Annotated in this window: 27 protein-coding genes; 7 read left to right on the forward strand and 20 right to left on the reverse strand. The window is 70.0% G+C overall.

The features are described 5' to 3' along the window. Nucleotides 1-7: 7 nt before the first annotated feature. The 10 genes from AU196_RS22480 to AU196_RS22525 all read right to left on the reverse strand — a co-directional run bounded on the left by AU196_RS22480 (nucleotide 8) and on the right by AU196_RS22525 (nucleotide 7,898). The gene (locus tag AU196_RS22480; RefSeq protein ID WP_059097284.1) at nucleotides 8-418 is read right to left on the reverse strand and encodes a hypothetical protein; all 411 of its coding nucleotides are present in this window, start codon (nucleotides 416-418) and stop codon (nucleotides 8-10) included. After that, nucleotides 415-1,644, reverse strand: coding sequence for a DUF58 domain-containing protein (locus tag AU196_RS22485; RefSeq protein WP_059097285.1), 1,230 nt, complete (start codon nucleotides 1,642-1,644; stop codon nucleotides 415-417). The genes AU196_RS22480 and AU196_RS22485 overlap by 4 nt, the downstream gene beginning before the upstream one ends. Further along, nucleotides 1,641-2,606, reverse strand: a complete 966-nt coding sequence (locus AU196_RS22490; RefSeq protein ID WP_059097286.1) for an AAA family ATPase — start codon at nucleotides 2,604-2,606, stop codon at nucleotides 1,641-1,643. The genes AU196_RS22485 and AU196_RS22490 overlap by 4 nt, the downstream gene beginning before the upstream one ends. Nucleotides 2,607-2,616: 10 nt before the next feature. Further along, nucleotides 2,617-3,102 (reverse strand): hypothetical protein, encoded by a 486-nt coding sequence (locus AU196_RS22495; protein WP_059097287.1) that lies wholly within the window; start codon nucleotides 3,100-3,102, stop codon nucleotides 2,617-2,619. Next, nucleotides 3,099-4,049, reverse strand: coding sequence for a DUF4129 domain-containing protein (locus AU196_RS22500; RefSeq protein WP_059097288.1), 951 nt, complete (start codon nucleotides 4,047-4,049; stop codon nucleotides 3,099-3,101). The genes AU196_RS22495 and AU196_RS22500 overlap by 4 nt, the downstream gene beginning before the upstream one ends. 98 nt (nucleotides 4,050-4,147) lie before the next feature. After that, nucleotides 4,148-5,137, reverse strand: a complete 990-nt coding sequence (locus tag AU196_RS22505; RefSeq protein WP_059097289.1) for a L,D-transpeptidase — start codon at nucleotides 5,135-5,137, stop codon at nucleotides 4,148-4,150. Between the two features lie 76 nt (nucleotides 5,138-5,213). Continuing rightward, complete coding sequence (locus AU196_RS22510) at nucleotides 5,214-6,416, reverse strand: MFS transporter (protein WP_059097290.1); 1,203 nt, start codon at nucleotides 6,414-6,416, stop codon at nucleotides 5,214-5,216. Between the two features lie 7 nt (nucleotides 6,417-6,423). Beyond that, nucleotides 6,424-6,945, reverse strand: a complete 522-nt coding sequence (locus AU196_RS22515; protein ID WP_231737681.1) for a GNAT family N-acetyltransferase — start codon at nucleotides 6,943-6,945, stop codon at nucleotides 6,424-6,426. Between the two features lie 12 nt (nucleotides 6,946-6,957). Further along, nucleotides 6,958-7,269 (reverse strand): copper-sensing transcriptional repressor RicR, encoded by a 312-nt coding sequence (gene ricR / locus AU196_RS22520; RefSeq protein ID WP_059097291.1) that lies wholly within the window; start codon nucleotides 7,267-7,269, stop codon nucleotides 6,958-6,960. Nucleotides 7,270-7,271: 2 nt separating this feature from the next. Continuing rightward, nucleotides 7,272-7,898, reverse strand: coding sequence for a DUF305 domain-containing protein (locus AU196_RS22525; protein ID WP_059097292.1), 627 nt, complete (start codon nucleotides 7,896-7,898; stop codon nucleotides 7,272-7,274). A gap of 79 nt (nucleotides 7,899-7,977) precedes the next feature. On the opposite strand from AU196_RS22525, the gene ilvD reads away from it, so the two are divergent. After that, nucleotides 7,978-9,708, forward strand: coding sequence for a dihydroxy-acid dehydratase (gene ilvD / locus AU196_RS22530; protein ID WP_059097293.1), 1,731 nt, complete (start codon nucleotides 7,978-7,980; stop codon nucleotides 9,706-9,708). 75 nt (nucleotides 9,709-9,783) lie between these two features. On the opposite strand, the gene AU196_RS22535 is transcribed toward ilvD, so the two are convergent. The 6 genes from AU196_RS22535 to AU196_RS22560 form a co-directional block, all read right to left on the reverse strand. Continuing rightward, complete coding sequence (locus AU196_RS22535) at nucleotides 9,784-10,182, reverse strand: SRPBCC family protein (RefSeq protein WP_059097294.1); 399 nt, start codon at nucleotides 10,180-10,182, stop codon at nucleotides 9,784-9,786. Nucleotides 10,183-10,207: 25 nt separating this feature from the next. After that, on the reverse strand, nucleotides 10,208-10,867 hold the full coding sequence (locus AU196_RS22540; protein WP_059097396.1) for an O-methyltransferase: 660 nt from the start codon (nucleotides 10,865-10,867) through the stop codon (nucleotides 10,208-10,210). Between the two features lie 10 nt (nucleotides 10,868-10,877). Next, nucleotides 10,878-11,393, reverse strand: a complete 516-nt coding sequence (locus tag AU196_RS22545) for a TIGR04338 family metallohydrolase (protein ID WP_059097295.1) — start codon at nucleotides 11,391-11,393, stop codon at nucleotides 10,878-10,880. Beyond that, nucleotides 11,390-12,139 (reverse strand): DUF2786 domain-containing protein, encoded by a 750-nt coding sequence (locus tag AU196_RS22550; RefSeq protein WP_059097296.1) that lies wholly within the window; start codon nucleotides 12,137-12,139, stop codon nucleotides 11,390-11,392. The genes AU196_RS22545 and AU196_RS22550 overlap by 4 nt, the downstream gene beginning before the upstream one ends. Before the next feature lie 62 nt (nucleotides 12,140-12,201). Beyond that, nucleotides 12,202-13,218, reverse strand: coding sequence for an alpha/beta fold hydrolase (locus tag AU196_RS22555; RefSeq protein WP_059097297.1), 1,017 nt, complete (start codon nucleotides 13,216-13,218; stop codon nucleotides 12,202-12,204). Then, entirely contained in the window at nucleotides 13,215-14,054 is an 840-nt protein-coding gene (locus tag AU196_RS22560; protein ID WP_059097298.1) for an alpha/beta hydrolase, read from the reverse strand. The genes AU196_RS22555 and AU196_RS22560 overlap by 4 nt, the downstream gene beginning before the upstream one ends. A gap of 44 nt (nucleotides 14,055-14,098) precedes the next feature. On the opposite strand from AU196_RS22560, the gene AU196_RS22565 reads away from it, so the two are divergent. Then, nucleotides 14,099-15,124 (forward strand): sigma-70 family RNA polymerase sigma factor, encoded by a 1,026-nt coding sequence (locus AU196_RS22565; protein ID WP_059097299.1) that lies wholly within the window; start codon nucleotides 14,099-14,101, stop codon nucleotides 15,122-15,124. A 16-nt stretch (nucleotides 15,125-15,140) separates the two neighbouring features. Here the strand turns inward: AU196_RS22565 and AU196_RS22570 are convergent, their stop codons facing one another. After that, nucleotides 15,141-16,061 carry an SGNH/GDSL hydrolase family protein gene (locus tag AU196_RS22570; RefSeq protein ID WP_157546598.1) on the reverse strand — a complete coding sequence of 307 codons (921 nt, stop codon included), beginning with the start codon at nucleotides 16,059-16,061 and terminating at the stop codon, nucleotides 15,141-15,143. Between the two features lie 143 nt (nucleotides 16,062-16,204). Between AU196_RS22570 and AU196_RS22575 the strand changes: the two genes are divergently transcribed. Further along, nucleotides 16,205-17,329 carry an NDMA-dependent alcohol dehydrogenase gene (locus tag AU196_RS22575; RefSeq protein ID WP_059097301.1) on the forward strand — a complete coding sequence of 375 codons (1,125 nt, stop codon included), beginning with the start codon at nucleotides 16,205-16,207 and terminating at the stop codon, nucleotides 17,327-17,329. On the opposite strand, the gene AU196_RS22580 is transcribed toward AU196_RS22575, so the two are convergent. Continuing rightward, the gene (locus tag AU196_RS22580; RefSeq protein WP_059097302.1) at nucleotides 17,318-17,773 is read right to left on the reverse strand and encodes a MarR family winged helix-turn-helix transcriptional regulator; all 456 of its coding nucleotides are present in this window, start codon (nucleotides 17,771-17,773) and stop codon (nucleotides 17,318-17,320) included. The genes AU196_RS22575 and AU196_RS22580 overlap by 12 nt on opposite strands. A gap of 82 nt (nucleotides 17,774-17,855) precedes the next feature. Between AU196_RS22580 and AU196_RS22585 the strand changes: the two genes are divergently transcribed. Further along, complete coding sequence (locus tag AU196_RS22585) at nucleotides 17,856-18,620, forward strand: pirin family protein (RefSeq protein ID WP_082695838.1); 765 nt, start codon at nucleotides 17,856-17,858, stop codon at nucleotides 18,618-18,620. Next, a complete protein-coding gene (locus AU196_RS22590) occupies nucleotides 18,598-19,899 on the forward strand; it encodes a PQQ-dependent sugar dehydrogenase (RefSeq protein WP_059097304.1) in 1,302 nt (433 codons plus the stop codon). The genes AU196_RS22585 and AU196_RS22590 overlap by 23 nt, the downstream gene beginning before the upstream one ends. 61 nt (nucleotides 19,900-19,960) lie before the next feature. Here the strand turns inward: AU196_RS22590 and AU196_RS22595 are convergent, their stop codons facing one another. Beyond that, a complete protein-coding gene (locus AU196_RS22595) occupies nucleotides 19,961-20,251 on the reverse strand; it encodes a GlsB/YeaQ/YmgE family stress response membrane protein (RefSeq protein ID WP_059097305.1) in 291 nt (96 codons plus the stop codon). Between the two features lie 238 nt (nucleotides 20,252-20,489). Between AU196_RS22595 and AU196_RS22600 the strand changes: the two genes are divergently transcribed. Then, a complete protein-coding gene (locus AU196_RS22600) occupies nucleotides 20,490-21,569 on the forward strand; it encodes a phosphodiester glycosidase family protein (RefSeq protein WP_197415874.1) in 1,080 nt (359 codons plus the stop codon). 59 nt (nucleotides 21,570-21,628) lie between these two features. Continuing rightward, the gene (locus AU196_RS22605; protein WP_059097306.1) at nucleotides 21,629-23,812 is read left to right on the forward strand and encodes an acyltransferase family protein; all 2,184 of its coding nucleotides are present in this window, start codon (nucleotides 21,629-21,631) and stop codon (nucleotides 23,810-23,812) included. A gap of 3 nt (nucleotides 23,813-23,815) precedes the next feature. On the opposite strand, the gene AU196_RS22610 is transcribed toward AU196_RS22605, so the two are convergent. After that, a complete protein-coding gene (locus AU196_RS22610; protein WP_231737682.1) occupies nucleotides 23,816-26,050 on the reverse strand; it encodes an alpha/beta hydrolase family protein in 2,235 nt (744 codons plus the stop codon). Nucleotides 26,051-26,275: the final 225 nt, after the last annotated feature.

Genomic DNA, 26,275 nt, shown 5'->3' on the forward strand with positions numbered 1-26,275 from the left:
CGGCCGCTCACCGGTGGTAGGGCCGCAAGGTCAGCACGTAGCCGGCCAGCAGGGCGACGGGCGCCGCGAGCGGTAGCCACGGGATGTACGCCGGCAGCGCCACCACCGCGGTGGCGGTGAGCGCGAACCCGACGGCGGCGACCATCGTCGGCGGGGTGGCGCGGCCGTCGTTGTGCCGCAACACGAGGTAGGCCGCCGCGGCCAGTCCGGCCAGCGCGGTCGACATCGGGGCACTGGGCGCGAGCACAACCGCCGACACCGTGAGCAGCACCGCGCCGACCGCTGCCACCGGCCACCGCACCGAAGCGGCCACCGCGACCAGGGCCGCCACCGCGGCGACGAGTGCGGCGCCGTCGGCGCGGTACGCCACCGCCGCCACCATCACGACGCCGAACACGAAGGCAGGCAACGCCTTCACCGTCGTACCCCCGTGCGCCGGTGGCGGGTCAGGGCCATCGCCTGGTCAAGGGTGGCGTCGGCGGGCCAGGACACCACGTCCACGCCGATGGTCCCCATGTCGCGGTACATGAAGGAGCGCTGCAGCGCCCACATCCGGTCGATCAGCGGATCTCGCTCACCCTCGAGGGGACTGCCCTCGAGGACGTCGACGGCGATCACGGTGTGTCCCCGTTTGCGGAGGTCGATCAGCGCGAGCGCGAACTCGGTCTCCAGCATCGTGGAGAACGCCACCACGATCGCTCCCGGTGGCACGGCGGCCTGGGGCGCGAGAGAGCCTGTGGTGGCATCGGATTCGCCCGCCGCCAGCAGGACGTCGAGGATGCGGTAGAACTGCCGCTGGCCGATGTCGGCGGCGAGCCACCGGGTGTTGCGGCTGCCGAGGGTGACCAGTCCGGCGCGGTCACCGTACCGCAGCGCGCTCTGCACCACCTGGACGGCGCCGCGGGCGGTCCGCTCGGTGGCGGCGGTGGCCGGTCCCGGTGGCTGCGGGTAGGTGTCGGCGAGAACGACGACGTCGGCCGACCGGTCGGTCAACCGCTGGGTGACATGCAGATTCCGGCGGCGTGCGCTGACCGGCCAGTTCACCGTGCGGAGCTGATCGCCCGGTACGTATCCGCGGATGTCGGCGTACTCGACGCCCGGACCGAGGTGGCGGGTGAGGTGGGTGCCCAGCCGGTCGAGCAGATCGGTGCGGGGGACGGTGACCGATTGCGGTGGTGCGAGCGGGAACACGCACACGTGCGCGGCGTCGACGGACCCCGTCCCCTCGAGCAGTCCGCCGCGAGCCGCCACGCGGACCTGCGCGCGCACCGGATAACGGCCCCACCGCGAGGCCGTCAGCGTCACCGTCGTCCGCGCGCCGTCGGCCGTGGTGGTGAGGTCCGCCCCGTCGACGGTGGACGGGGTCAGCGCGACGGGGCTGCCGTCGTCGGCGGTCGCCGAGATCTCGACCGCGGAGGGCTCGCCCTCGAAGCACCGCTGCAACGGCGAACTGCTGGACACCCGGACTTCCGGCGGGCGGGGCTGCCAGCCGATCGAGCACAGCACGCCGAGCAGCGGCGCGACGAACGCCACCAGCTCCCACCGCACCGCGAACAGTGCCGCCATCAGCCCGACCGCCGCGCATGTCGCCAGCGCCCGCGTCAAAGCCGATGCCCGCCAGCGCAGTTCGACGGTATCGCTCACGAGGTGTTCCCGGTGCGCGGCACCGGCAGGCGGCGCAGCAGTTCCTCGACCACGTCGGCGCCCTGCACCCGCCGGACCCACATCTCCGGGCGCAGGCTGATCCGGTGGGCCAGCACCGGCACGGCCAGCGACTTGACGTCCTCGGGGATCACGAAGTCGCGGCCCGCCAGCAACGCACGGGCCCGGGCGAGCTGGACGAGGTCGAGTTCCGCGCGCGGACTCACCCCGACCGCGACCTGGGGGTGCTGACGCGAGGCCGTGGCCAGCGACACGACGTACTGGAGCACGTCCTCATGCACCGTCACCTGCTCCACCGACTCCTGCATGGCCAGCAGCTCGGACCCGTCGACCACGCGCTGCACCGTCGGCTCCGCCGATCCGCGGTCGAGCCTGCGCCGCAACATCGTCACCTCGTCGGGCCCGGACAGGTAGCGCAGTTCGAGGCGGACGGCGAAGCGGTCCAGTTGCGCCTCGGGCAGCGGGTAGGTGCCCTCGTATTCGATCGGGTTGTCGGTGGCCAGAACCAGGAACGGCGCGGGCAGCGGGTGGGTGACACCGTCGATGCTGACCTGGCGTTCGGCCATCGCCTCGAGCAGGGCGGCCTGGGTCTTCGGCGGCGTCCGGTTGATCTCGTCGGCGAGCAGCAGGTTGGTGAAGATCGGCCCTTTCCGGAATTCGAAACGGCCGGAATGCATGTCGTAGATGGTGGAGCCGAGCAGGTCGGCGGGCAGCAGGTCCGGGGTGAACTGCACGCGGGTGAACTGCAGGCCGAGCGCGGCGGCGAAGGACCGGGCGATCAACGTCTTGCCCAGCCCGGGCAGATCCTCGATCAGGATGTGGCCGCGGGCCAGCACGGCGGTCAGGATCAGCGCCAGCGCGCGGCGCTTGCCGACGACCACCGCCCCGATCTCGTCGAGGACGGCCTCGCAGTTGGCCGTGGTTGTCGCTGCCGGCATGTTCATGGCTCCCCTGTCACACCCGTTCCAGTCGTCGCAGGATCTCGTCGAGCGCCTCCCGGCCCGGACCGGGTTCGTGTGCCCCGGTGCGGGAGACGTTCTCCGGATCCACCCACTGCCACAGCTCGGCGCCGAACAGCATCTGGCCCGTCGCGTGAAAGGCCTTGACGTCGCGTGCTTTTCGTTGACCGGTGGCCAGCTCGAACTGGCGTGCCAGCATCGGGCGCAGCCGTCGGTCCCAGTCCGCGCGGCTGGCCTCCGCCCAGCCGACCATGGTCTCGGTCCGGTCCACCCACCGGCGCAGTGCCGCACCGCGCTCGTCGGCGTCGGTGGCGGTCGGCGCCCGGGTGTCGTCGCCCGCCAACGCGAAACGCGCGGCGACCAGCGCACCGGCCAGCGCGACACCCGAGACCGTCAGCACGTCGTCGCGGTCGAGCCGCGCGACGGCGTAGATCTCCACGACGAGGAGCAGGACCAGCGCGGCGGCGACGGCGCGGGTCACGCCGCGTCCTGCAGTTCGCGCAGCACCAGCCGCAGCACCCGGACCGCGGCATCGCGGTGGTCCTCCCCCATCACGTGGGTGCTGAACCGGGCTTCCTCGAACAGGTCGACGAGTTCGGCGGCGCTCTCCCCGTGCAGCAGGCGGCGGTCGACGGCGCGGGCCAGCACCTCGGTGGGGGTGTCGGAGTCCTGGGGCACGGCGCCCGGTGACTTGCCCAGTTCGCGCTCCATCGCCGCATAGCAGGCGATGATCGCCTCCCGCGGTTCGCGGCTGAGATCACCGATCTCGATCAGCCCGCGCTCGGCCGCGCGCGCCAGTGACTGTGTCCCACTGACCACCGGTGCGTCGTCGTCGACCGCGGCGGACACCTCCGCGGCGGGACGGCGCCGCGCACTGCGGCCCGCCATCGCGCCGACCACCGACAGCACGACGAAAAGCGCTGTCGCGGCGGCGAAGTAGCCCAACACGGCGGTGGAGTCCGGCACCTCGGGAGGGGGCGGTGGAGGCTCGGCCCCCCCGGATCCGGTCGCCGGCTCCGAATCGGGCGGCGGCGCGTCCGGTGGGTCGACCGTCACGTCCAGCCAGCCGCTGATCCGCATCAGCGTCAGCACCACCAACAGCCACAGCAGCAGGGCGCCGACCATCACGAGCGCCATCCGCCACGTGAACCGCCTGCCCTCGCCACCGCGGTCGCGGGGCAGCTCGCCCGCGCCGCCCGGGCGCGCGACGGGGTGGCGTGCCTGACTGAGCACCGAGATCGCGATGACCGCCATCGACAGACCGAGCATCACCAGGACGGCGACCAGCGGTGCCGGACCGCCGTCGGCGGGTTCGTCAGCGGCGGGTTCGTCAGCGCCGGGCAGTGCGCCCCGCAGGGCGACCCCGGCGAGCAGGATCAGCACGATCACCGCGACCGTGCGTGCTGTGGCCTTGTCGGCACCCGGCATCGGCTAACCCTCGGCAGAAGGCCGGCCGCCGGTGCGACGGCCGGCCGACCTCATCCTGACACGGGGTGCCGCGCGGGCGGCGCCGAACGGGAGTCAGGTCAGAACATCTGCCAGTCCGACGCACCGTCGGGCTGGTTGTAGATGCCGGTCGAGTTCTTGATCACGACCGCGTCGCCGCTGCCGAAGTTGTCGAAGAACCACTGCGCGTTGGCCGGGCTGAGGTTGATGCAGCCGTGGCTGACGTTGCTCTCGCCCTGGGAGCCCACCGACCACGGCGCGCTGTGCACGAAGACTCCGCTGTTGTCGATGCGCACGGCGTCCTGGACCTTGAGCTTGTAGCCCTCACCGGACGGGTCGTCGACCGGCACGCCGTAGGTGGAGGAGTCCATCACGATGTCGGCGAATTTCTCCAACACGTAGTAGGTGCCGTTCTTGGTGTCGTAGCCCTTCTTGCCCATCGAGACGGGGAAGGTCTTCACCAGCTCGCCGTTGCGGTGGATCTCCATCTGCAACGACTTGTTGTCGATGGTGGCGACCAGTTGTTCGGGGACGGTGAAGCTCGACTTGGTGCCTGAGGCGTCGATGTTCACCACCGTGCCGGCCGGCCAGAAGTCCTGCGGGCGCCAGCGCACCTGGGTGTCACTGGTCCAGTAGAAGCGGCCCGGCACCGGCGGGTTCGACGAGATGTGGATGGCCTGTTCGGCCAGGGCCCGGTTGGCGATCGGGCGCTGGAAGTCGATGTAGATCGGTTTGGCCGCGCCGGCGATCGACCCGTTGACCGGGTTGAACGTCGGCGGCGCGAACACCGGCTTGCCGACGTAGGGGGTCGGGTTCTGGCCGGCCGGGGTGCCCTCGGGAATCGGCAGCGGCTGCGCGGTGGCCGCGTAGGGGTCCGCCGCGGCGGGCGCCGGGAACGCGAACGGGTTGGCCGGCGCCGGCGGCGGGGCGATCGGATCGACCGGTGCCGGCGGCGGTGGGTGTGGCGGCGCCGGTTGCGCCAGCGCAGGCGCGGCGCTCAGCACCAGGCCTCCGAACAATCCGGCCGCGAAGATCGCGGTGGTCAGCTTCCGCACAGTCCGCTGCGGCATCCGATACCTCCAGTCACAGATCAAGGTCCAGTGTCGCACAGGACGCGGGCCCGCCACCCCCGGTCGGGGTTCACGATCACCGGCTCCGGGCCGCCGCAGGGCTCCTGAAAAGGTCGGACCGGCCCACCGCGCAGGCCAGCACCACCGCGGTGACGGCGGTGGAACCGGCCAGCACCGGGCCCGCACCGGCCCACTCGTAGAGCAGGCCGCCGCCGAGGGCGCCTGCGACGATGCCGACCTGAAACGCCGCCACGTACACCCCGGACGCCCCGTCGGGGTTCTCCGGAGCTGTCCGCATGACCGCCGCCTGCAACATCGGCGGTACCGCCGTCGACGCCGCACCCCAGGCCACGACCGCGACCGCGCCCACAACGAGGAGGAGCCGCCCGCTGTGGTGCCCGAACGCCAGGGCGGTCAGCACGCCGAAGGCCACCACCATCACCCCGAGACAGCCGACCACCGCCAGGTGCGGCCTGCGGTCCCCCGGCCGGGCCAGCGCCGCCATCCCGATCAGGCCGGCGGTCCCGAACGCGGCCAGCAGCCAAGCCGAGCGCGCGCCGGGCACGCCCACCACGTCCTGGATGACGACGAGGACGAACGTGTACGCCAGGAAGTGCCCGGTCACGCCCAGCAACGTCAGCACCGCCAGGGTGGTCAGCCGGGGGTTGCGGGGCCTCGGGATTCTCCTGCCGGCAACGCTCGCCTCTGACCGCATCGGCGGCAGCGCCCGCCAAGCCCCGATCGTGACCGTCGCGGCGGCGGCGGTGACGACGACGACCGCCGTCCGCCACCCCCACAGCTGGCTCATCGCCGCGGTGAGCGGATTGCCCACGACCAGGGCCAGTCCGGTACCGGCGTAGACCGCGGTGGTGGCGCGGGCGGCGTGGCCGGCCGGCACCAGGCGCACCCCGATCGGGGCGATGACCGACCACATCAGGCCGTGGGTCAGCGCGCACAGCACCCGGCCCGAGGCGAGCACCGCGAAGTTCGGGGCGAGCGCGCAGACGGCCTGCGATCCGGTCAGGCACACCAGTGTCAGCAGCAGCGTGCGCCGCCGCGGCCACGACGCGGTCAGCCGCACCAGCGGCATCGTCGCCACCGCGGCGATCAGCGCGTATCCGGCGAGCAAAGTGCCGACCAAGGCCTCGCTGACACGCAGGTCGGCGGCGATCGCCGGCAGCGCGCCGATCGGCAGGACCTCCGCGGTCACGTACACGAACGCGGCCGCCGCCAGCACCGTGAGCTGCCGGGCGACCCGCGGCGTCCACGCCCGGGTCAATCGACCGTCATCGCACTCCGGCCGGCACGGCGACCTCCCAGCGCCACACCGGTCCCTCGTCGGGATCCTCGACCTCGGCGACCCGCTGGAAGCCGAGCCGGCGCAGCACCCCCGTCGACGGGTTCTCGTGCGCCCGGGTGTGGGCCACGACGGTTCTCAGCCGGCCCGTCGCGGACATCGCCTTGCCGATCATCGCCCTGGCGGCGGCGGTGGCGTAGCCGCGGTTGCGGAACTCCGGGGCGATCTCGTAACCGATCTCGACCACACCGTTGCGCGGTGGCCCGACGAAGCCCCCCGACCCGACCAGCAGCGAGCCCCCGTCGGCGAGGAAGAAGTGCATCCACCACCCCGCCTCGTGCGGATGGTCGGTCAGCTTCCCGAGCGTGAATTCGATCGCCTCCGGGAACTCCGGCCAGCCGTCGGGCACGGCGCATCCGAGGAGTTCACCGAATGCCGTCCTGTCGCTGCGCAGCGCGGTCAGGTGCTCGACGGTGGCGGGCAGCACGACGACATCGACGACATCGGTCACCTCAGCAGTGTGTCAGGACCGCACGAGCCGCGCGATCGCCGCGCTCGCCTCGGCGAGTTTGGCGTCGGCCTGTTCACCGCCCTCGGCCACGGCCTGGCTGACGCAGTGGCCGAGATGCTCGTCGAGCAGGCCCAGCGCGACGGACTGCAGCGCACTGTTGACAGCGCTGATCTGGGTGAGGACGTCGATGCAGTACTTGTCGTCCTCGATCATCTTGGCGATGCCGCGGACCTGCCCCTCGATGCGGCGGAGCCGTTTGGCGTAGTTCGCTTTCTGCGCCGAATAGCCGTGCACCGCAACGTCGTCGGGATCACCTGTGGACATCGCTAACCCTCCAGCATCTGCTTCATCTGGGCGATCTCGGCCTGTTGGGTCTCGACGATGTGCTCGGCCATCGACTTGGCGTCGGCGTTGTCGCCGTTGGCGATCTCGGCCTTGGCCATCTCCACGGCACCCTGGTGGTGGCTGATCATCGATTCCAGCCACAGTGTGTCGAACTCGGCGCCGCGCAGCGACTCGAGCCGCTTCATGGTGGCGTCGTCGACCATGCCGGGCATCGTCATGCCGTGGCCGCCGTGGTGCATTCCGGCCTCGGGGTCCTGGCCCCAGCTGCGCAGCATCCCCGCCAGCTGGTCCATCTCGGGCCCCTGCGCGGCGGCGATCGCCGAGGCGAGTTCGAGCAGCGCCGGGTCGCTGGAGCGGTCCCGCGCCAGGTCGACCAGCTGCAGCGCCTGCTCGTGGTGCGGCATCATGTCCCGAGCGAAGGTGACGTCGTCGGCGTTGTGGGGCCCTTGGTCGTGGCCTGCGGCCTGGTCGTGGCCGGCCTCGGAGTGCTGACCGTGGTCGGTGTGGCCGTCCGCCTGCTGCGGTTCGGTGCTGGTACACGAGGACAGGAACAGGGCAACGAGGGGCGCGGCGAACAGGGCGAGCGGCCGGAGGGTTCGTGACGTCATGACACCACCCTACCCGCATACCCCAAGGGGGTATCAGAATTGGTTTGGCCGGGTGAAACGCCGGAGGCATAATCGATAGATGCCCTCAGGAAGTTCAGAGACCGGAGCCCCGCGTCCGGCGGAGCCCGACATCAAACCCCGCAGCCGCGACGTCACCGACGGTCTCGAGAAGACCGCCGCCCGCGGGATGCTCCGCGCGGTCGGCATGGGCGACGACGACTGGGTCAAGCCGCAGATCGGGGTGGGCTCGTCGTGGAACGAGATCACGCCGTGCAACATGTCGCTGCAGCGGTTGGCGCAGGCGGTCAAGGGCGGCGTCCACTCCGGCGGCGGCTACCCACTCGAGTTCGGCACCATCTCGGTGTCCGACGGCATCTCGATGGGCCACGAGGGTATGCACTTCTCGCTGGTCTCGCGCGAGGTGATCGCCGACAGCGTCGAGACCGTCGTGCAGGCCGAGCGCCTCGACGGCACGGTGCTGCTGGCCGGCTGCGACAAGTCGATCCCCGGCATGCTGATGGCCGCCGCCAGGCTCGATCTGGCCTCGGTGTTCCTGTACAACGGCTCGATCATGCCGGGCGTGGCCAAGCTCACCGACGGCTCCGAGAAGGAAGTCACGATCATCGACGCCTTCGAGGCGGTCGGGGCGTGTGCCCGCGGGCTGATGTCGCGCGAGGACGTCGACATCATCGAGCGCGCGATCTGTCCCGGTGAAGGCGCATGCGGCGGGATGTACACCGCCAACACCATGGCGTCAGCGGCTGAGGCGCTCGGTATGTCGTTGCCGGGCAGTGCATCTCCGGTGGCCATCGACAAGCGGCGCGACGAGTATGCGCGCCGGTCGGGTGAGGCGGTCGTCGAGATGCTGCGCCGCGGCATCACCGCCCGCGACATCCTCACCAAGGAGGCGTTCGAGAACGCGATCGCCGTCGTCATGGCGTTCGGCGGATCCACCAACGCCGTGCTGCATCTGCTGGCCATCGCGTGGGAGGCCAACGTCAAGCTCTCGCTGGAGGACTTCACGCGGGTGGGGCAGAGGGTGCCGCACCTCGCGGACGTCAAACCGTTCGGGCGTCACGTCATGAAGCACGTCGACGAGATCGGCGGCGTGCCGGTGGTGATGAAGGCGCTGCTGGACGCCGGTCTGCTGCACGGCGACTGCCTGACCGTCACCGGCCAGACCATGGCCGAGAACCTCGCCCACATCGAGCCGCCGGACCCCGACGGCAAGGTGCTGCGCGCGATGAACAACCCCATCCACCCCACCGGCGGCATCACGATCCTGCACGGATCGCTGGCGCCGGAGGGCGCGGTCGTGAAGTCAGCGGGCTTCGACTCCGACGTGTTCGAGGGCACCGCACGGGTTTTCGAGCGGGAGCGGGCCGCGCTCGATGCGCTCGAGGACGGCACGATCACGCACGGCGACGTCGTCGTCATCCGCTACGAAGGCCCCAAGGGCGGGCCGGGGATGCGCGAGATGCTGGCCATCACCGGTGCGATCAAGGGCGCGGGTCTGGGCAAGGACGTGCTGCTGATGACCGACGGCCGGTTCTCCGGCGGTACGACCGGTCTGTGCGTCGGCCACATCGCGCCGGAGGCGGTCGACGGCGGACCCATCGCGTTCGTGCGCGACGGCGACCGGATCCGGCTCGACGTCGCCAACGGCACCCTGGACCTACTGGTCGACGAGGACGAATTCGCCTCTCGCAAGGCCGGTTTCGAGCCGTTGCCCCCGGTGTACACCACCGGCGTGCTGGCCAAATACACGAAGCTGGTCGGGTCGGCGGCGGTCGGCGCGGTCTGCGGCTAGGCCTTCGGTTGCACCGACAGTACGGTTGTTGACCCGGTTACTCGCGTAAGCAGTGCAACAACCGTACTTTCGGCGTCAGCCGACGCTGACCATCCGGTCGATGCGTTGCAGCGCGACGGCCAGCACCGGCAGATAGGCGCCCGCCCACACGGGTGCGCTCATGTACAGGCGGGTGCCTGCTTCGGTCGGTTCGACGCCGTGTGCGGTGGCGGGTACGCCCGCGACCTGCCACGCCCAGCGTCGGACCGGCTCGAATTCGGTGATCGTGAACGGCAGCGGGATACCCACCGGCGTGTAGACCTTCCCGCGTTCGCCGAGGCCGAGTTCGGTGCCGTCGAGCAGTTCGGCGCCCGCCACGGTCGGGCCCCACTTCGGCCAGGCGTCGAGGTCGACGAGCACCGACCACACCGCCGCCGGCGAGGCGTGGACCACCCGGTCGACGGTCAGCATGCCGTTTCGGAAACAGATCCCCATGCCGCTGTGATACCCAGATTCGCGGCTAGGTCACGACGGCGACCGCGAAACCGTCCCAGTTCTTGGCGCCGACGGTCTGGATCGCCGCGGTGCTCAACCTCGGGTGGCCACCCATCATCTCGAGCATCTCGCGCACGGCTTGAGCCTGCAGGTCGTCGGGCGCCGGGTCGTAGATCCGGCCCATGCGGGTGACGTTGTCGACGACGATCACCGTGCCCGGCCTGCCGAGCTTGATCGCCCACTCGACGTAGGCGACGTTGTTCTCCTTGTCGGCGTCGATGAACACCAGGTCGAACGGCGCGCCGTGCTGCAGGGTCGGCAGGGTGTCGAGCGCCGCCCCGACCAGCACCTCGACCCGGTCGGCGACACCCGCGCGGGCCAGGTTGGCCCGGGCCACCTCGGCGTGGCGGGGGTCGAACTCGAGGGTGACGACGTGCCCGTCCGGCCCGGCGCCACGGGCCAGGTTGATCGTGCTGTAGCCGGCGAGGGTGCCGATCTCCAGCACCTGACGCGCACCGGTGACGGCGGCGAGGATCGACAACAGCCTGCCGTGCTGCGCGGACACCTCGATCTGCGGCATCCCCGCCGCCGCGGCCGACTCCCTGGCCGCGATCAGCGCCTCGTCCTCGGTGTGCAGCACACGGTCGAAGAGCTGGTCGACCACCTGCGGATTGGGCTCGCTCACGCCGCACACGTTAGCCCGTGGAAGGCCCACCCAGCCGGACCCCCTCCTGGGCGTACACCACCCGCAGGACGTGGGCCACCTCCGGGCCCATCACGGCCTCGGCGACCTCGCACAACGTGGACGCGAACGCGGGGCCGTGCGCGGGTTCCGCGCGGGACAGATGGTGGGTGATCTCGTGCAGGACGACCAGTTCGCGCAGCGCCCAGGTGGTCTGCCGCTCGGGGACGGCGATGACGGCCCTGCCGTCGGCGACCTCGTAGTGCGCGGCCGTCACGCCCCGGCGGGCCCGCACCGTGAGCGGACCGGCCCCGGGCCAGTCGTGCCGGATCCGCGGGTGGGCGAGGACGCGGTCGACGTAGGCCTGCACCGAGGCCACCGACCCGAAGCGCGCCTCGGGCGGCAGCGTCAGCTGGGTGCCGAAGAACTCGACCACCCGGTTGCCGCGCTCGGCCGCCCGGTCGAACAGCGTCCGGACGAACTGCTCCGCGCCGTAGACCTTCGCGCGTTGGGTGTCGCGGCCGGTCACGTCTCCAGCGCCGGGCGGGCACCGGCCAGTTCCGGGTTCGGACCCAGCCGCGCCCGCCGCCCGGCGCGGTCCCCGGCGCGCCGCGCCGCCGACGAGTACCCGGCCGTCGCACTCGTCGCGCGCCAGGTGCCACGCGCCTGCGACGCCTCCCGGTAGAAGTCCTTGAGCTCGAGGTCCTTGTCCCGCAGCGCGATTGCGGTGCCCGGCCGGCTGTTCTCCTGCTTGGCCGCGGCGGCCAGCGCCTCCTCGCGGGCCTCGCCGAGCCGCAGACCGATCCGCGCGCCGAACGCCAACTGGAAGTTCAGCCGCGCCGTGATGGTCGGGGTGGGCCGGTGCGCGCCCGAGGCGATGTAGGCCTCCGACGCCTTGACCATCTGCGTCACCAGGCCGGCGTACAGCGCGTGACTGGCGTCGATGTCCTCGGCGAAACCGTAGGCGTGCACGAAGGTCGAGTTGGACGCGACGTCGCATTTGACGTCGTTCGCGGCGGCGATGACCACGAACAACTGCACATACGTCCGGAGGCCGCGGGTGCCCGCCGCGCCGATCGTGATGGTGCGCTGCACGGGCATCTGCGCCTTGGTGCGCTGATCGGTGTGTGAACGCGCCACCGCGAGGTCGATCGACGTCGCGGTGGCCAGGCGCTGCGCGGCGGCCATGAACGCTTCGGCCTCGTGCACGTTGTCGGTGCCCTCGGCCTGGCGCAGCAGGGCCGCGATGCGCGCCAGCATCTTGTCGTCACTCATGCGCAATCCGCTGCGCTTCTTGCTTGTCCCTCATGCCACGAACCTAAGCGACTCACCCGACATCACTCGGTGACGAACCTGTCCAGCGCCTCCACCACCTGTGGAGAAAGTGGACCCTGTTGAGCGTAGTTCGCGACGTTGTCGGTCGGATCGTCGCGCAGCACGTGGTTGACCCCGTCGAGTTCGACGACGGTCAACGCGGTGTGCCGCAGCGCGTCGGTCAACGGCCGCAGCGCATCGCACTTGGCCTGCCCGTCGGAGTTCGAACACGTCAGCAGCACCGGCGTACCCGCGGGCACCTTCGCGGCCAGCGCGAGCGGATCCACCTTGTCGGCCTCGATGACGGCCTTGATGTTCCCGGGGTTGACGATCGCGCCGAGGCCTTCGGGCAGTTGCGCCGGCACGGTGCCCCTGCTGCGGATCTCCTCGACCGCGGCCAGCCAGTTCTGCAGGACCGTCGGGTCGGCCTCGCCGCGCACCCGTTCGGTGATGATGTCGAGGTAGCGGGCGGCCAGCGGCTGCAGCAGCGCCAGCGAGTGGACCTTCGGTTTACCTGCTGCGGCCAGCGACATGGCGTGGACGGTCCCTTCGCCGAGCGCGTAGATCGAGATCCGGTCGCGTGCGGTGTCCGGCTGGTCGGCGAGGAACCGCAGCCCGGCGGCCGCGCCCGCGGTGTAGACGGCGGTGCCGACGTCGGCGGGCCTGGTGGCGTACGGTCCCAGGCCGGTCCGTCCGGTGCCCACTTTGTCGTAGCGCAGGCTGGCGACGTCGCGTTCGGAGAGCAGTTCGGCGAGCTGGCGCATGTTGCCTATCGCGCCCGCCACCGCGTTGTCGCCGTTGCGGTCGGTCTGCCCGCTCTCGGAGATCAGCAGCGCGGCGGGGCCGGGGGCGGCCCCGTGGCGGTACGTGCCGTGGATGGTCAGGCCGTCGGCGGTGAAGGCGACCTCGTCGTCGGTCCAGCCGGTCGCAGTCGTCTGCCCTGCCGGAGCCGCGTTGCCGTCCCCGCCACCCGAGCCGCACCCGGCCACCAGCAGCACCGCCGCTACGCACCAAACAAACTGCCGGACAACACGTTTCACAGGCGTACCTCGATCCACGAGGTGACGTCGTCGAGAACCAGCGCCTGCTCCGGTTCGTTGAACACCTCATGGAACAGGTCCGGGTACACCTTCAGGTGCACGTCCCGGGCGCCCACGCACTCGACCAGCCGGTGGCTCCCCTCGACCGGGATCAGTCGGTCCTTCTCGCCGTGCACGACCAGCAGCGGTGCGGTCACCGCGCCCGCACGCTGCGGCATGGTCTCGCCCACGGTGAACAGTCCGCGCGCGACGCCTGCGGGCAGCTTGCCGTGGTGCACGAGCGGATCGGCCTTGTAGGCGGCCACCACCTCCGGATCGCGGGACACCGCGTCGGCGTCGAGTTCCTCGACCGGCACCCCGGGGGCGACCCGGCCGAGCAGCTTCGCGACGGTCACCAGCCACGGCTTGACCGCCGACTGCGCGTAGACCGCGGGCCCGGACAGCACCATCGCCGCGTAGTCGCCCGGGTGCTCGGCGCCGTAGGCGAACACCACGCCACCGCCCATGCTGTGTCCGAGGACGACGCGGGGCAGGTCCGGGTGCTCACGGGCCGCGATACCGACGAGGGTGTGGAAGTCGCTGGTGTACTCGGAGATGTCGCGGAGGTAGACGCGCTTGCCGCCGGAGCGGCCGTGGCCGCGGTGGTCGAGGGCGTAGACGACGAGCCCGGCGTCGCCGAATCGCTGGGCGACGTGGTCGTAGCGGCGGGCGTGTTCGGCGTAGCCGTGGGAGAGCACGACCACGCCGCGCGCGGGCACGTCGGGCGTCCAGGTGTCGTAGACGATCCGTACCCCGCCGACGCCGTCGAAATGTCGCTCGCTACGGGTGCTGGCCATGGCTGGAAAGACTATCGGTCGCGGCAGGTATGACGGGGTGCCGGATGTCGGCCATCGTGCGTAAGCTCGCGACCGTGACCGTCCTGGCTCGCACCGTCGATGACGGCCGTGACGACAGCCGCGCCGAAGACGCGTTCCTCGCCGATGCGCAGAAGTATCGGCGGGAACTGCTCGCGCACTGCTACCGGATGACCGGGTCGCTGCACGACGCCGAGGACCTCGTCCAGGAGACGTACCTACGGGCGTGGAAGTCCTACAAGGGGTTTCAGGGCAAGTCGTCGGTGCGCACCTGGCTCTACCGGATCGCGACCAACACCTCGTTGACCGCGCTCGACGGCCGGTCGCGGCGCCCGCTGCCGACGGGTCTCGGCGCCCCCAGTTCCGACCCGGTCGACGACATCCACGAGCGCGCCGAGGTGCCGTGGCTGCAGCCGCTGCCCGACGACGCCGGCGATCCGTCGAGCATCGTCGGCTCGCGGGAGTCGGTGCGGTTGGCCTTCATCGCGGCGCTGCAGCACCTGTCCCCGAGGCAGCGGGCGGTGCTGGTGTTGCGGGAGGTGCTGCAGTGGAAGGCCGCGGAGGTGGCCGACGCCCTCGGCACGTCGACCGCGGCGGTGAACAGCCTGCTGCAGCGGGCGCGGGCCCAGCTCGACGCCATCGGGCCGAGTGAGGACGACGTGCTCCGTCCCCCGGACTCGCCGGAGGCGCAGGATCTGTTGACGCGCTACATCGCGGCGTTCGAGACCTACGACATCGACAAACTGGTCGACCTGTTCACCGCCGACGCCGTGTGGGAGATGCCGCCGTTCGACGGCTGGTACCAGGGCCCGCGCGACATCGTGCTGCTGTCGAAAACGCACTGCCCGGCCGAACGGGCCGGTGACATGCGGTTGATCCCCACCACGGCCAACGGGCAGACCGCGGCGGCGCTGTACATGCGCAACCCGGAGAGCGGCAGGCACGAGGCCTTTCAGCTGCATGTCCTCGACGTGACGCCCGACGGGGTGTCGCACGTCGTGGCTTTCCATGCGACCACGTTCGCGCCGTTCGGGTTGGCGGACACGCTGTAGGTCGCCGAGCGTCGGGTCAGTTCGGCTGCGCAGTGATGGCCTCGTCGAGCAGGCGCGCCACTTCGCGGAAACCGGCATCTGTCGGATGCAGTTCATTCGACCACGACTGGCGGTAATCGGACCCGCTGTCGAGCGCGGTGCGGACATCGACGTAGTTGAGGTCGACGGCCTCGGGCAGTGATGCGGTCTCACTCAGCATGACGTTGAATTCGTCGATCAGCTCCCGAGCGATCTCCTTGCGCCGGTCCATGTCGTGCTTGTGCACGCCTTTTCGGGCGAACGCCGGGCCCAACCATGGCCCGGGCAGAGGTCCCCATCCGCCCATGAATCCCCTGTCGTCAGGTACGGGGTGGCCATAGCCGTGGACGTAGATCGGAATCCCGGTACCGAACGTCTCCCTTGAGCATTCCTGGATCGCCCCGACCAGATACAGCAGCGAGTCGCGGAGACGGACGTTGATCAATTCATTGCTTATCACTGAGTTGAGGCCGGGCTTCGAACTCTTGTCGTGCTCGAGCAGCATCGCGAATTCCGGTCCCGCCAGATCGTTCCCGCCACCGGAGAGCAGCACCGCCGACGGTACCTCGTCACGCTGAGCGATCCACTCGAGCTGCCGGCACAGGTCGGCCATCTGCGATTCTGCGTAAGCCATGTCCTCGAGATTGTCGCCGAAGTGAGCGACCGACGAGACTTCCCATCGAAAGTCATCCTGCAGTACCGCAAGGACGTCTCGACCCGGATAATGGAACCAGGAGTCGCCTTCGGCGATGACGATCCCCCGCCGCGACACGGACAGCGGCATCAGACCGGCGCCGCTCGCTCGGTATCTTGACCGTTCGTCAAGCAATTCCCGGGCACTTTCACGACCGCGGGCAAGCTGACTCGTAGCAGTTTTCTCATTCATGCCGAAAACATTCGCCGCCGAAAGTGCCGCCATGGCGGGAAATCGAGTGAAAATCCGCCACCGCGTCACAGTCGCCGCCCGGAAGGCACAGTCGCCGGACGGCGTCTGTCCACTCAATGCCCAGCTCACAGGCGTCGTTATCCCGCGAACTGGAACGTGTTCTATGATCGCCACCCATGAAGACCAAGGGTGCTCTGCTCTGGGAAGTGAATGCGCCGTTCCGCGTCGACGAGATCGAGATCGGCGACCCGGTCGACGACGAGGTGCAGATCCGCATGCACGCCGCCGGGATGTGTCATTCCGACTACCACCTGACCACGGGCGCGACCCCGATCGGCCTGCCCGCGCTCGGCGGCCACGAGGGCGCGGGCGTCGTCACCAAGGTCGGTCGCAACGTCACCGGCATCGAGGAGGGCGACCACGTCATCCTCGCGTTCATCCCCGCCTGCGGCCAGTGTCAGCCCTGCCTGCGGGGCTACCGCTCGCTGTGTGACCGCGGCGCCCTGCTGCTCGGGGGGAAGGCGATCGCCGACGGCACGTCACGGGTGCACGCAGGCAGCACCGAGGTGTCGCCGATGAACCTGCTCGGCACCTTCGCCCCGTACATGACCGTCCACAAGGACTCCGTCGTCAAGATCGACCACGACGTGCCGTTCGAGACGGCGGCCATCATGGGGTGCGCGGTGCCGACCGGCTTCGGGTCGGCGACCAACGTCGCCGAGGTGCAACCGGGCGAGACGGTCGTGATCGTCGGTGTCGGGGGTATCGGTCTCTCAGCGCTGCAGGGGGCGGTCATCGCCGGGGCGCGCAACATCGTCGCCATCGACCCGGTCGAGTTCAAACGCGACCAGGCCGTCAAGTTCGGCGCCACCCACGTCTTCTCGTCGATGGCCGAGGCGATCAACCCGGTGCTCGAACTGACTCACGGCTTCATGGCCGAGAAGACGATCATCGCCGTGGGCGAGATGCGCGGTGAGTACGTCGAAGAGGCGATGACGTTGACGGCCAAGACCGGCACCTGCGTCGTCACCGGTATGGGTTCGATGTTCGAGGCCGACGTCAAGCTCAACCTGTTCCTGTTCACGATGTTGCAGAAGACGTTGAAGGGCAACATCTTCGGCGGTGGCAGCAGCCACGTCGAGACGCCCCGGCTGATCGGGCTGTACAAGTCCGGTCTGCTCAAGGTCGACGAGATGGTCACCAACACCTACCGCCTCGAGGACATCAACCAGGGCTATCAGGACATGCTCGACGGCAAGAACATCCGCGGCGTCATCACCTTCGACGAATCAGACTGGTGAGCCGCGCAGGCGTTCCCGGACGGTGTCGATCACGTCGCTGAACGCCGTGCGCCTCGCCGTCGGCATACCGTCGAAGAGCACCCGCCGCACCAACGCGGCGTGTCCCGGCGCCGCCGCCCTCAGCGCCGCCGCCCCGGCCTCGGTGAGCGCGACGGTGGCGCCGCGCCGGTCGTCGGCGGCGTCGCGCCTCGACACCAGACCACGGTCACGCATTCGGCGCAGCTGGTGGGACAGCCGGCTCTGCTCCCAGGCCAGCGCCTGGCCCAGTTCGTTCACGCGTCGGGCGCCCCGCTCGGACAGCGCCACCAGCACCTCGTAATCGGCGAGCGAGAGGCCGCAGTCGCGCTGTAACTGCCGGTTCATCGCGACCTGCAGTTCGGCCACCATCGCGAGGTAGCCGCGCCACACCCGTTGCTCCTCCGCCGACAGCCACACGGAATACATGACACATCATGTGAGTTGTCGTGTCCAGAGCCGCCACCTAGGCTGGCGCAGGATCCAAGGGGAAGCGACCATGACCGAGGGCATGAGAGAAGCCGAACGCATCGACATCCGGCGCGCCGACGACCGCGCCAAGACGACGATCTCCTGGCTGGACTCCAAGCACTCCTTCTCCTTCGCCGACCACTACGACCCGGCCAACACCCACCACGGCCTCCTGCTGGTCAACAACGACGACATCGTCACTCCGGGTGCGGGTTTCGAGACGCACCCGCACCGCGACATGGAGATCGTCACCTGGGTGCTTCGCGGATCGCTGGTGCACCAGGACTCCACCGGCCACTCCGGCGTGATCTATCCCGGTTTGGCGCAACGGATGTCGGCCGGCCGCGGCATCCTGCACTCGGAGAAGAACGACTCGTGGCGTCTCACCGGTGGCGACAGCCACCGCGAGCCCGTCCACTTCGTGCAGATGTGGGTGGTGCCCGACGAGTCCGGCTCCGACCCGGGTTACCAGCAGCTCGAGATCGACGACGAACTCCTGCACGGCAAGCTCGTCACGATCGCGTCGGGGATGCCCGAACATCGCGGCGATACCGCCATCTCGATCCGCAACCGGTATGCCGCGCTGCACGGGGCGCGGCTGCAGCCCGGCGACAGCGTCGAACTGCCCCAGGCGCCGTATCTGCACCTGTTCGTTCCGCGCGGTCAGGTGTCACTCGAGGGCGCCGGTGCGCTACACGAAGGCGACGCGGTGCGCTTCACGTCATCCGGTGGCCAGCGCGTCACGGCAGTCGAACCGGCCGAGATCCTGGTCTGGGAAATGCATGCGAATCTCGCTGCCGCATAGCACCTTCGGAGCCCTCACCGCCATTGCGGTGCTCGCCGGATGTGCCACAAGCACTCCGGAGGAGCCCGTTGCGCCGCCGGCTGCGCAACCCCCCTCGACGACGCCGCAGGCAGCGGGGGTCGCCTCGGTCACCGTCGCGGTTCCCGCCGGTCTGGACGCGGCCCCCTTCGACGAACCGCGCCGCGCGTCGATCCCCGCCGGCTGGACGATCTCGGTGTGGGCCCGGGTTCCGGAGCCCCGGCTCGCGCGGTGGGCGCCTGACGGTGCGCTGCTGGTGTCGGTGCCCAGCACCGGTGAGATCGTCAGACTGGAGCCTGCCGAAAGCGGTCCCCGGTCGTCGCCGCTGCTGACGGGACTGACCCAACCGCACGGCATGGCGTTCGCCGGGTCGACGCTCTACATCGCCGAAAGCGACGAGATCGCCGCCTACGACTACGCCGAGGGCCGGGCGAGCAACCGTCGCACCGTGGCCGCCGGACTGCCCGACGCCGAGAGCCCGGACCTGCGGGGGGCGTACGCGCACGCCCTCAAGAGCGTCACGGTCGGACCGGACGGGGCGGTGTACTTCTCGATCGGTTCCACGGGAAACATCTCCGAAGAGGACCGGGAGGCCACCCCGCCGCGGGCCACCATCATGCGGGTGCCGCCCGGCGGGGGTTCGGCCGAACCGTTCGCCACCGGGGTCCGCAACGGGACGGGTCTGGCAACCGCCCCCGACGGCGCGATCTGGACGGCGGTGAACGGCAGGGACAACGTCGCGAACCCAGCGACCGGCGAGGTGGACCCGTCCTACGTCAACGACCACCCGCCCGAGCAACTCGCGAAGCTCACACCGGGGCGCGAACTGGGATGGCCGTACTGCAACATCGACGGCGGACCGGCCGACGTGCCGTTCATCCGGGACGTGCAGACGAACGCCGACGGCAGCCGGCTCGACTGCGCCGCGCTGCCGCCGGTCGAGCAGAGTTTCGGGGCGCATTCGGCGCCGCTGGGCCTGAGCTTCGTCGACGGTGAACTCCCCGAGCCCTACGCCCGCGGCGCCCTGGTCGGCATCCACGGCTCGTGGAACCGGCGGCCACCCCGCGCACCAGAAGTGTCGTTCTATCCGTTCCGTGCCGGGGACCTCGGCGATCAGCAGACTCTGGTCGGCGGTTTCCAGGCCGACGACGGTTCGCGGTGGGGCCGGCCGGTGGACGCCGTGGCCGGTCCGGACGGCGCGGTCTACATCACCGACGACGACGCGGGCGCGGTCTACCGATTGGCGCCGCCCGGACGATGACCCCACGCCAAGGTGGGCTCGAGGCGCAGGACGCCCGAGCCCACCCCTTCCGGAAGGGTTCCTAGCGGACGGCGGTACCGGGACGCGACCCGCGTTTGCCGGTGATCCCGACGTAGATCGCGATCAGCACGATCGCGACGATGATCCCGACGAGGAACGGGATGATCTCGAAGCCGCCGTTGGAATTGCTGTACCCGAGCTGATAGGTCAGCCAGCTGCCGATGAACGCGCCGAGGGCGCCCAACGCGACGGTCATGATGACGCCGATGTTCTGCTTACCCGGCATGATCAACCGCGCCAGCGCGCCGACGATCAGGCCGACGATCAATGCGCCGAGGATGGTTCCGATCATTTCTGCTCCTTAGATCTCGATCTCCATGGACGCACGCGTCCGGATGCCTGACGGCGTCGGGTCGTCGACGGGCACGTGGCCCGGTTACCCCACCCGGGAGCGATTCACGCAAACACGTCCGAAAGATCCCCAACGGCGATCCCGCCGTTGCACGGTCGCGACCTGGCTGTTATCAAAGTTGACAGAGTGACGGCTGTGAATATCGTTAGGGCTAGGTGACCTCTGTCGAAAGGCGACCGTGCCCATCTCAGCAAACGCCCTGCGGCGGTTCACGGCGGGTGTCGCCGTGTTCGCTCTCTGTGCGGCACTGGGCACGACGGGCCAACCGCACGCGAGGGCGAGCGACCCCAGAGCGTTGCTTCTCGGGGCCATCGCCAACACCAAGGGCGCCTACCTCGTCTACAACTTCGGCGGGGAGTTCGCCGCCCCGTTCCGCGCCGCCGACGGACGCGAGTACACACTGAACAACGGCGGCCACCTGATGACGATCAAAAACGCGTCGTCACGGCTCAACCCGCGGTTGCTGGTCGACACCCATCAGGGCTACCAGGCCCGCTGCGAACGCGATCCCAGGGCGCGCACCGGTGAGGGGCTCTGGCAGGCCTCGGAGACGTTCACCCCAATTCAGGCCTGGCAGGCGCTCGGGCAGCCGACCATCGCGGTCAACGCCAACTTCTTCGACGTCCGGGGTCAGAAGGGCGGGTCCTGGCGCGACACCGGATGCAGTTCCCCGCTGGGCGCCTACGTCGACAACACCCGCGGACAGGGCCGCGCCAACGCGCCGATCACGGGCACCATCGCGTACGCGGGCAAGCAGGGCCTGTCCGGCGGTGACGAGACCTGGTCGGCGCTGGCGACGATGATCCTGCCGGTGGGCGGTGCGCCGTATGTCGTGATGCCCAAGGGGACACAGGATTTCGACGCCGCCTCCCCGGAGATCCAGAAGTTGATGGACCGCAACGCCCGGTTCGTCGCCGTGGCCGGCCTCGGCCTGCTCGCCCCGGGTGCGACAGGCCAACTCAACGACCCCGGCCCCAGCGCGGCGCGCACGGCGATCGGCTACAGCAGCGCGGCCGACCACCTCTACGTCTTCCAGGGCGGCAACTACACCCCCGACAACATGCAGGACCTGTTCCGCGGTCTCGGCGCCGAACACGCGGTACTGCTCGACGGCGGTGGGTCGTCGGCGATCGTGCTGCGCCGCGACACCGGCGGAATGTGGAGTGGGGCCGGGTCACCGCGCGGCAGCTGCGACACCCGCCAGGTGCTGTGCGATTCGCGCGAGCGCGCGCTGCCCAGCTGGCTCGCGTTCAACTAGCACGTCGCGCACGTCAATACCGGGTTCCACGGGTCACCCGTGGGACCATCGGGGTCCAAGTGACTGATGTGACGATACCCCGGGCATCCCGCCCCCTCCCCCGCCGCGGCGCCACCGCAGGCGGCCGGTCCAGTGCGCCGTCCCGGACCTTCCGCGCCGACATCGAGGGGTTGCGCGCGGTCGCGGTGCTCGCCGTGGTGCTCTACCACGCCGGCGTGCCGGGCCTCGGCGGCGGTTTCGTCGGCGTCGACGTCTTCTTCGTCGTCTCCGGATTCCTCATCACCGGGTTGCTGTGGCGTGAGATCACCGCCGGCGGCGTCCGCCTCGGCGCGTTCTACGCCGCCCGCGCCCGCCGGTTGCTGCCCGCCGCCGCGCTCGTGCTGGTGGTCACCGCCGTGGGGGCGGTGCTGCTGCTGCCGCCGCTGCAGGCCCGCGGCGTCCTCGCCGACGCGATCGCCAACGCGCTCTACGTCGGCAACTACCGCTTCGCGATCCAGGGCACCGACTACCTCACCGCGACAGATCCCTCACCGCTGCAGCACTTCTGGTCACTCGGCGTCGAGGAGCAGTTCTACCTCATATGGCCGGTGCTGATCGTCGGGACCGCCTTCGTGGTGGGCCGCCGGTTCGGCACGGCCGCCACCCGCTCGGTGCTGCCGTACGCGGCGGTGCTGACCGCGGTGGCGGCGGCGTCGTACGCGGTGTCGCTTGCCTGGACCGGCAATTGGCCGTCGTGGGCGTTCTTCTCCCTGCCGACCCGAGCGTGGGAACTGGCGGCGGGCGGACTGATCACGCTCAGCGTCGGCTGGTGGCGGCGCCTGCCGCCGGTCGCGGCCGCCGCGGTCGGATGGACCGGCCTCGCGTTGATCGTGGCGGCCTGCACGCGGGTCGATGCGGCCACACCGTTCCCCGGCACGGCCGCGCTGCTGCCGGTCGCCGGTACGGCCCTGGTCATCGCCGCCGGTTGCGCCACACCGAATCTCGGCGTCGGCAGACTGCTGTCGAAACCGGTACCGCGCGCCATCGGGCGAGTGTCCTACTCGTGGTACCTGTGGCACTGGCCGGTGCTGATCCTCGCGCCTGCGGTGTTCGGGACGGACCTCGGGCTGGCGAGCCGGCTCGCGATGGTCGTCATCGCCCTCGGCCTGGCGATCCTGACGCTGCACCTGGTGGAGAATCCGGCCCGGTTCGCCGCCGCGCTGCGGGGATCGGCGGTCCGCAGCCTGGCCGTCGGCGGGGTCGCCACAGCCACCGCGGTGTGCGCGGCGATCGTGCTGCTGGTCATGCGTCCGGTGCCCACGGGCGACGGACCCGCTGCAGCGCCGGCGGCGCTCACCGCACCGGCGCCCCGAGCCGTGGGCTCCGGTGCCGCCGCTCCGTCCGGCGCCCCGGCCGCACCCACTCCTCGTCAGCAGGTGCAGGCCGCCGTCGCCGCATCCGCGGAGATGCGCAGCGTGCCCGCCGATCTGTCGCCGCCGCTGGGCGATGTCGCGAAGCCGGAGGTGTTCGTCAACGGCTGCGTGCTGTCGTGGCGCGACGTCGACCAGCCCGAATGCGTGACCGGCGACGCGGCCTCACCCGTGCGCGTCGCGCTGGTCGGTGACTCGCACGCCGCGATGTGGCAACCCGCACTGGAAACCGTTGCCGAGCAGCACCACTGGCGACTCGACACCATGAGTAAAGTGACCTGCCCGCTGATGGAGCTGCCGATCACCAGCCCGTATCTGGGCCGCACCTTCAGCGAGTGCGAGCAGTGGCGCGGCGATGTGCTGGCCCGGCTGGAAGCCGAACGCCCGCAGCTGATCGTCGTCGACATGTCCCGACGCTACGGCGGCGACTTCGGGTTCGTCAGCTACGACCCGGCCTGGGTGGACGGGCTCGGGCGGCTGGTGTCGCGGCTGCGCGCGACCGGTGCGGCCGTGCTCGTGCTCGGCCCCGCACCGGATCCGTTGTCGACAGTGCCGTCCTGCGTCTCCGACCACATGGACGACGTGGTGGCGTGTTCACCCGCGCGGCCGGCGGCGCTCAACGCCGGTGGGATCGCCGCCGAGGCCGCCGCCGTACAGGCCGCCGGGGGCGGTTACGCCGACCTCGGCGACCTGTTCTGCACGGCGGTCCGCTGTCCCGTCATCGTCGGCAACACGTTGGTGTACCGCGACGACAACCACATCACCGGCGAGTACGCGCGGTGGCTGGCGCCGGTGATCGGCGAGATCGCCTCGGGCGCAATCGCACCCGACTGATCGTCAGGCCGCCTTGTCGGCCGGAGCGTCGTCGTTCGATGCGTCGTCGTTCGAAGCGTCGTCGTTCGAAGCGTCGGCCTCGGGCGCCGCGGCCTCGGCCGCCTCATCGCCCTCCGCCTCATCGACAGGCTCGTCCACGACATCGGCGTCCTCGACATCGGTGTCGTCGACAGGCTCTTCGTCAACAGGTTCGTCGTCGACAGGCTCCTCGTCAACAGGTTCGTCGACAGGCTCCTCGTCAACAGGTTCGTCGACAGGCTCCTCCTCGACGGGCTCGGTGTCGGAATTCTCGGCCGGCGCCTCGTCGTCCGCGACGGTCCGCAACGCGATGCGCGGCGAGGAGTCGTCGGGTACGGAGTCGACGGCCGCCGTCGAGGGGCGGGGCACGTCCAGGTTGTCGAGCACGCCGTCGATGCTGTCGCGGATCTGATCGAGGACACCATCGAGTCCGAGACCCCCGATCCCGCCGGGGAGGCCCCGATCGAGACCCAGCAGGTTCAGCAGTGAGGCCAGCGCATTCTTCACCGGACCGTCGCGATTGACGAGGCCGTCCTCGAAGGCCTGGCGGACTCCCGCGGCGAAGGCGCCGACGATGTCGCCCGGCACGTTCATCCAGTTGATGTCGGGGAAGGATCCGAACGCCGTCGGCACATCGCTGTCGTCGAAGGTGCGCACGTACTCCCAGTAGTCGCCGTCGTCGTTCCACTGCCGCACGACGTCGGTGTAACCGAGGTTGACCAGGCTGGTCAGGGCCGGTCCGAGCGCGGTGCCGATCGGATTGTTCAGGTTGGCGCCGGTCAACAGGTTGATCGCATCGAAGAAGAGATAGGTCGGCTCGAGCAGCGGGAGCGCGTCGATCGGGACGGTGACATAGAGGTTGAGCGCCAACGGGTCATCGTCGGCCAGGCCGCCGACGACCTCCCCGATCTGGGGCGCAAGTTGCTCACCCACCGCGCCCGCCACCAGGGCGGTGTCCAGTCCCCGCAGGATGTAGGTCGGCGCAACCACCGCCGAGAGGGTGTTCAGCAGCGAGAACGGGTTCGGCCACGCCGGGACGTCGGAGAGCCAGTCGTGCTGCAGCGTGGCGTCGATCTTGACCGGAATCAGCGTCGCCCCACCGACATACAGGCCGCCGGGCACCTGGAGCCCACCGCTGTTGCTCACCTCGGTCTCGGGGGTGACAGTGTCGATCCCGAACAGCCCGGCCAGCGGGTACAACCGGGCGAACAGACCGCCGTTGGCACGACCGGGGTTGCGCAGCAACAACATCGGCATCACCGTCACGCTGCCCAGCAGCGGGTTGGCCTCAACGCCGTTGTAGTTCGTGCCACCCGGCTGATTCGGCAGCTGGGCGACGATGTCCTGATAGGCCATCCCGGCCGCGAAGGCCCCCACCCCCTCACCGACGACGATCGGCACGCGCACCTTGAGGACGTCCGGGATCTGGTCGAGGTCGAAAAGACCGAGCCGGTCGAGAAGCTGGGTGAGAAGGCCCGGGACGTTGATCACGCCGGTGTCCACCAGGTCGAGCAGCCCGTCGACGCCGATGCCGAGGTATTCGGTCTCATCGACGTCGTCGGCCACCGAGTTCGGCAGCGTCGGCACCCAGCCGAGGTCGGTGCCGAGCACCTTGAGCAACGTGAAGACGTCGCCGGACGTCACGAGGTTCACGCCCACCCGCTCGCCGAGCCCGGTGAGGTCGGTCAGATTGCTGAGATCGAGGCCGACGATGTCGAGCAGACCCGCGATGCTGTTGAGCCCGGCGGCATTGAGGCCCTGGGTCAGCAGGTCCCTCAACAGCGGGATCTCGTTGAGGATCGGCAGCGCGCCGAGCGCCGCGGCGAGGGGCAGCGTGATGCCACCGAGCAGGTCGACGAAGATCGGGTCGGTCAGCAGCGCCAGCGGCAGGTTCTCCAGCACCCGTTCCAGGATGCTCTGCGGGTCGACCCCGGCCGCCTGGGCGAATGCGGCGAGGTTGAGGTTCTCGAAGATCGACCGGAACACGAAATCGGCGAACTCGTTCTTGAGGTCGTAGGCGGCTTCGCCCGCGCCGAAAGTGAGGTCCGGGATCGCCTGTGGCGGCGAAAAGAGCCGGAAGTCGGCCGTCAGGTCCACGGCGTCGGTCGACCTGACGGCGGCCGCCGAAGCCTTCGGGACCGGCGTGACGCCAACGGTCAGCGCGGTCGCGGTGACGGTGGCCGCCCCGAGGACAGCAATCTTCTTCGAACGCCGCTTCACACCGCGATGCCTGGCCACGTGACTGGATCCTCCCGCAGGTTCTGAGGTTGGTCTCAGGCACCGTAGCACCGGATACCGGCGAGCACGTCAAATTGCTGATGACCGGCATCGGATAAAAACCCCGACACGTGTCCTCGCCAACTTGTCACGCTTCCACGCTGTTGAAGGCGTTCTCGCGGAGTCGCGGCGCGCGCCCACGCGGGTTTGACTGGTGTCGCTGAACGT

This window comes from Mycobacterium sp. IS-1742, from assembly GCF_001500125.1.
In the GTDB taxonomy this organism is placed as follows: domain Bacteria; phylum Actinomycetota; class Actinomycetes; order Mycobacteriales; family Mycobacteriaceae; genus Mycobacterium.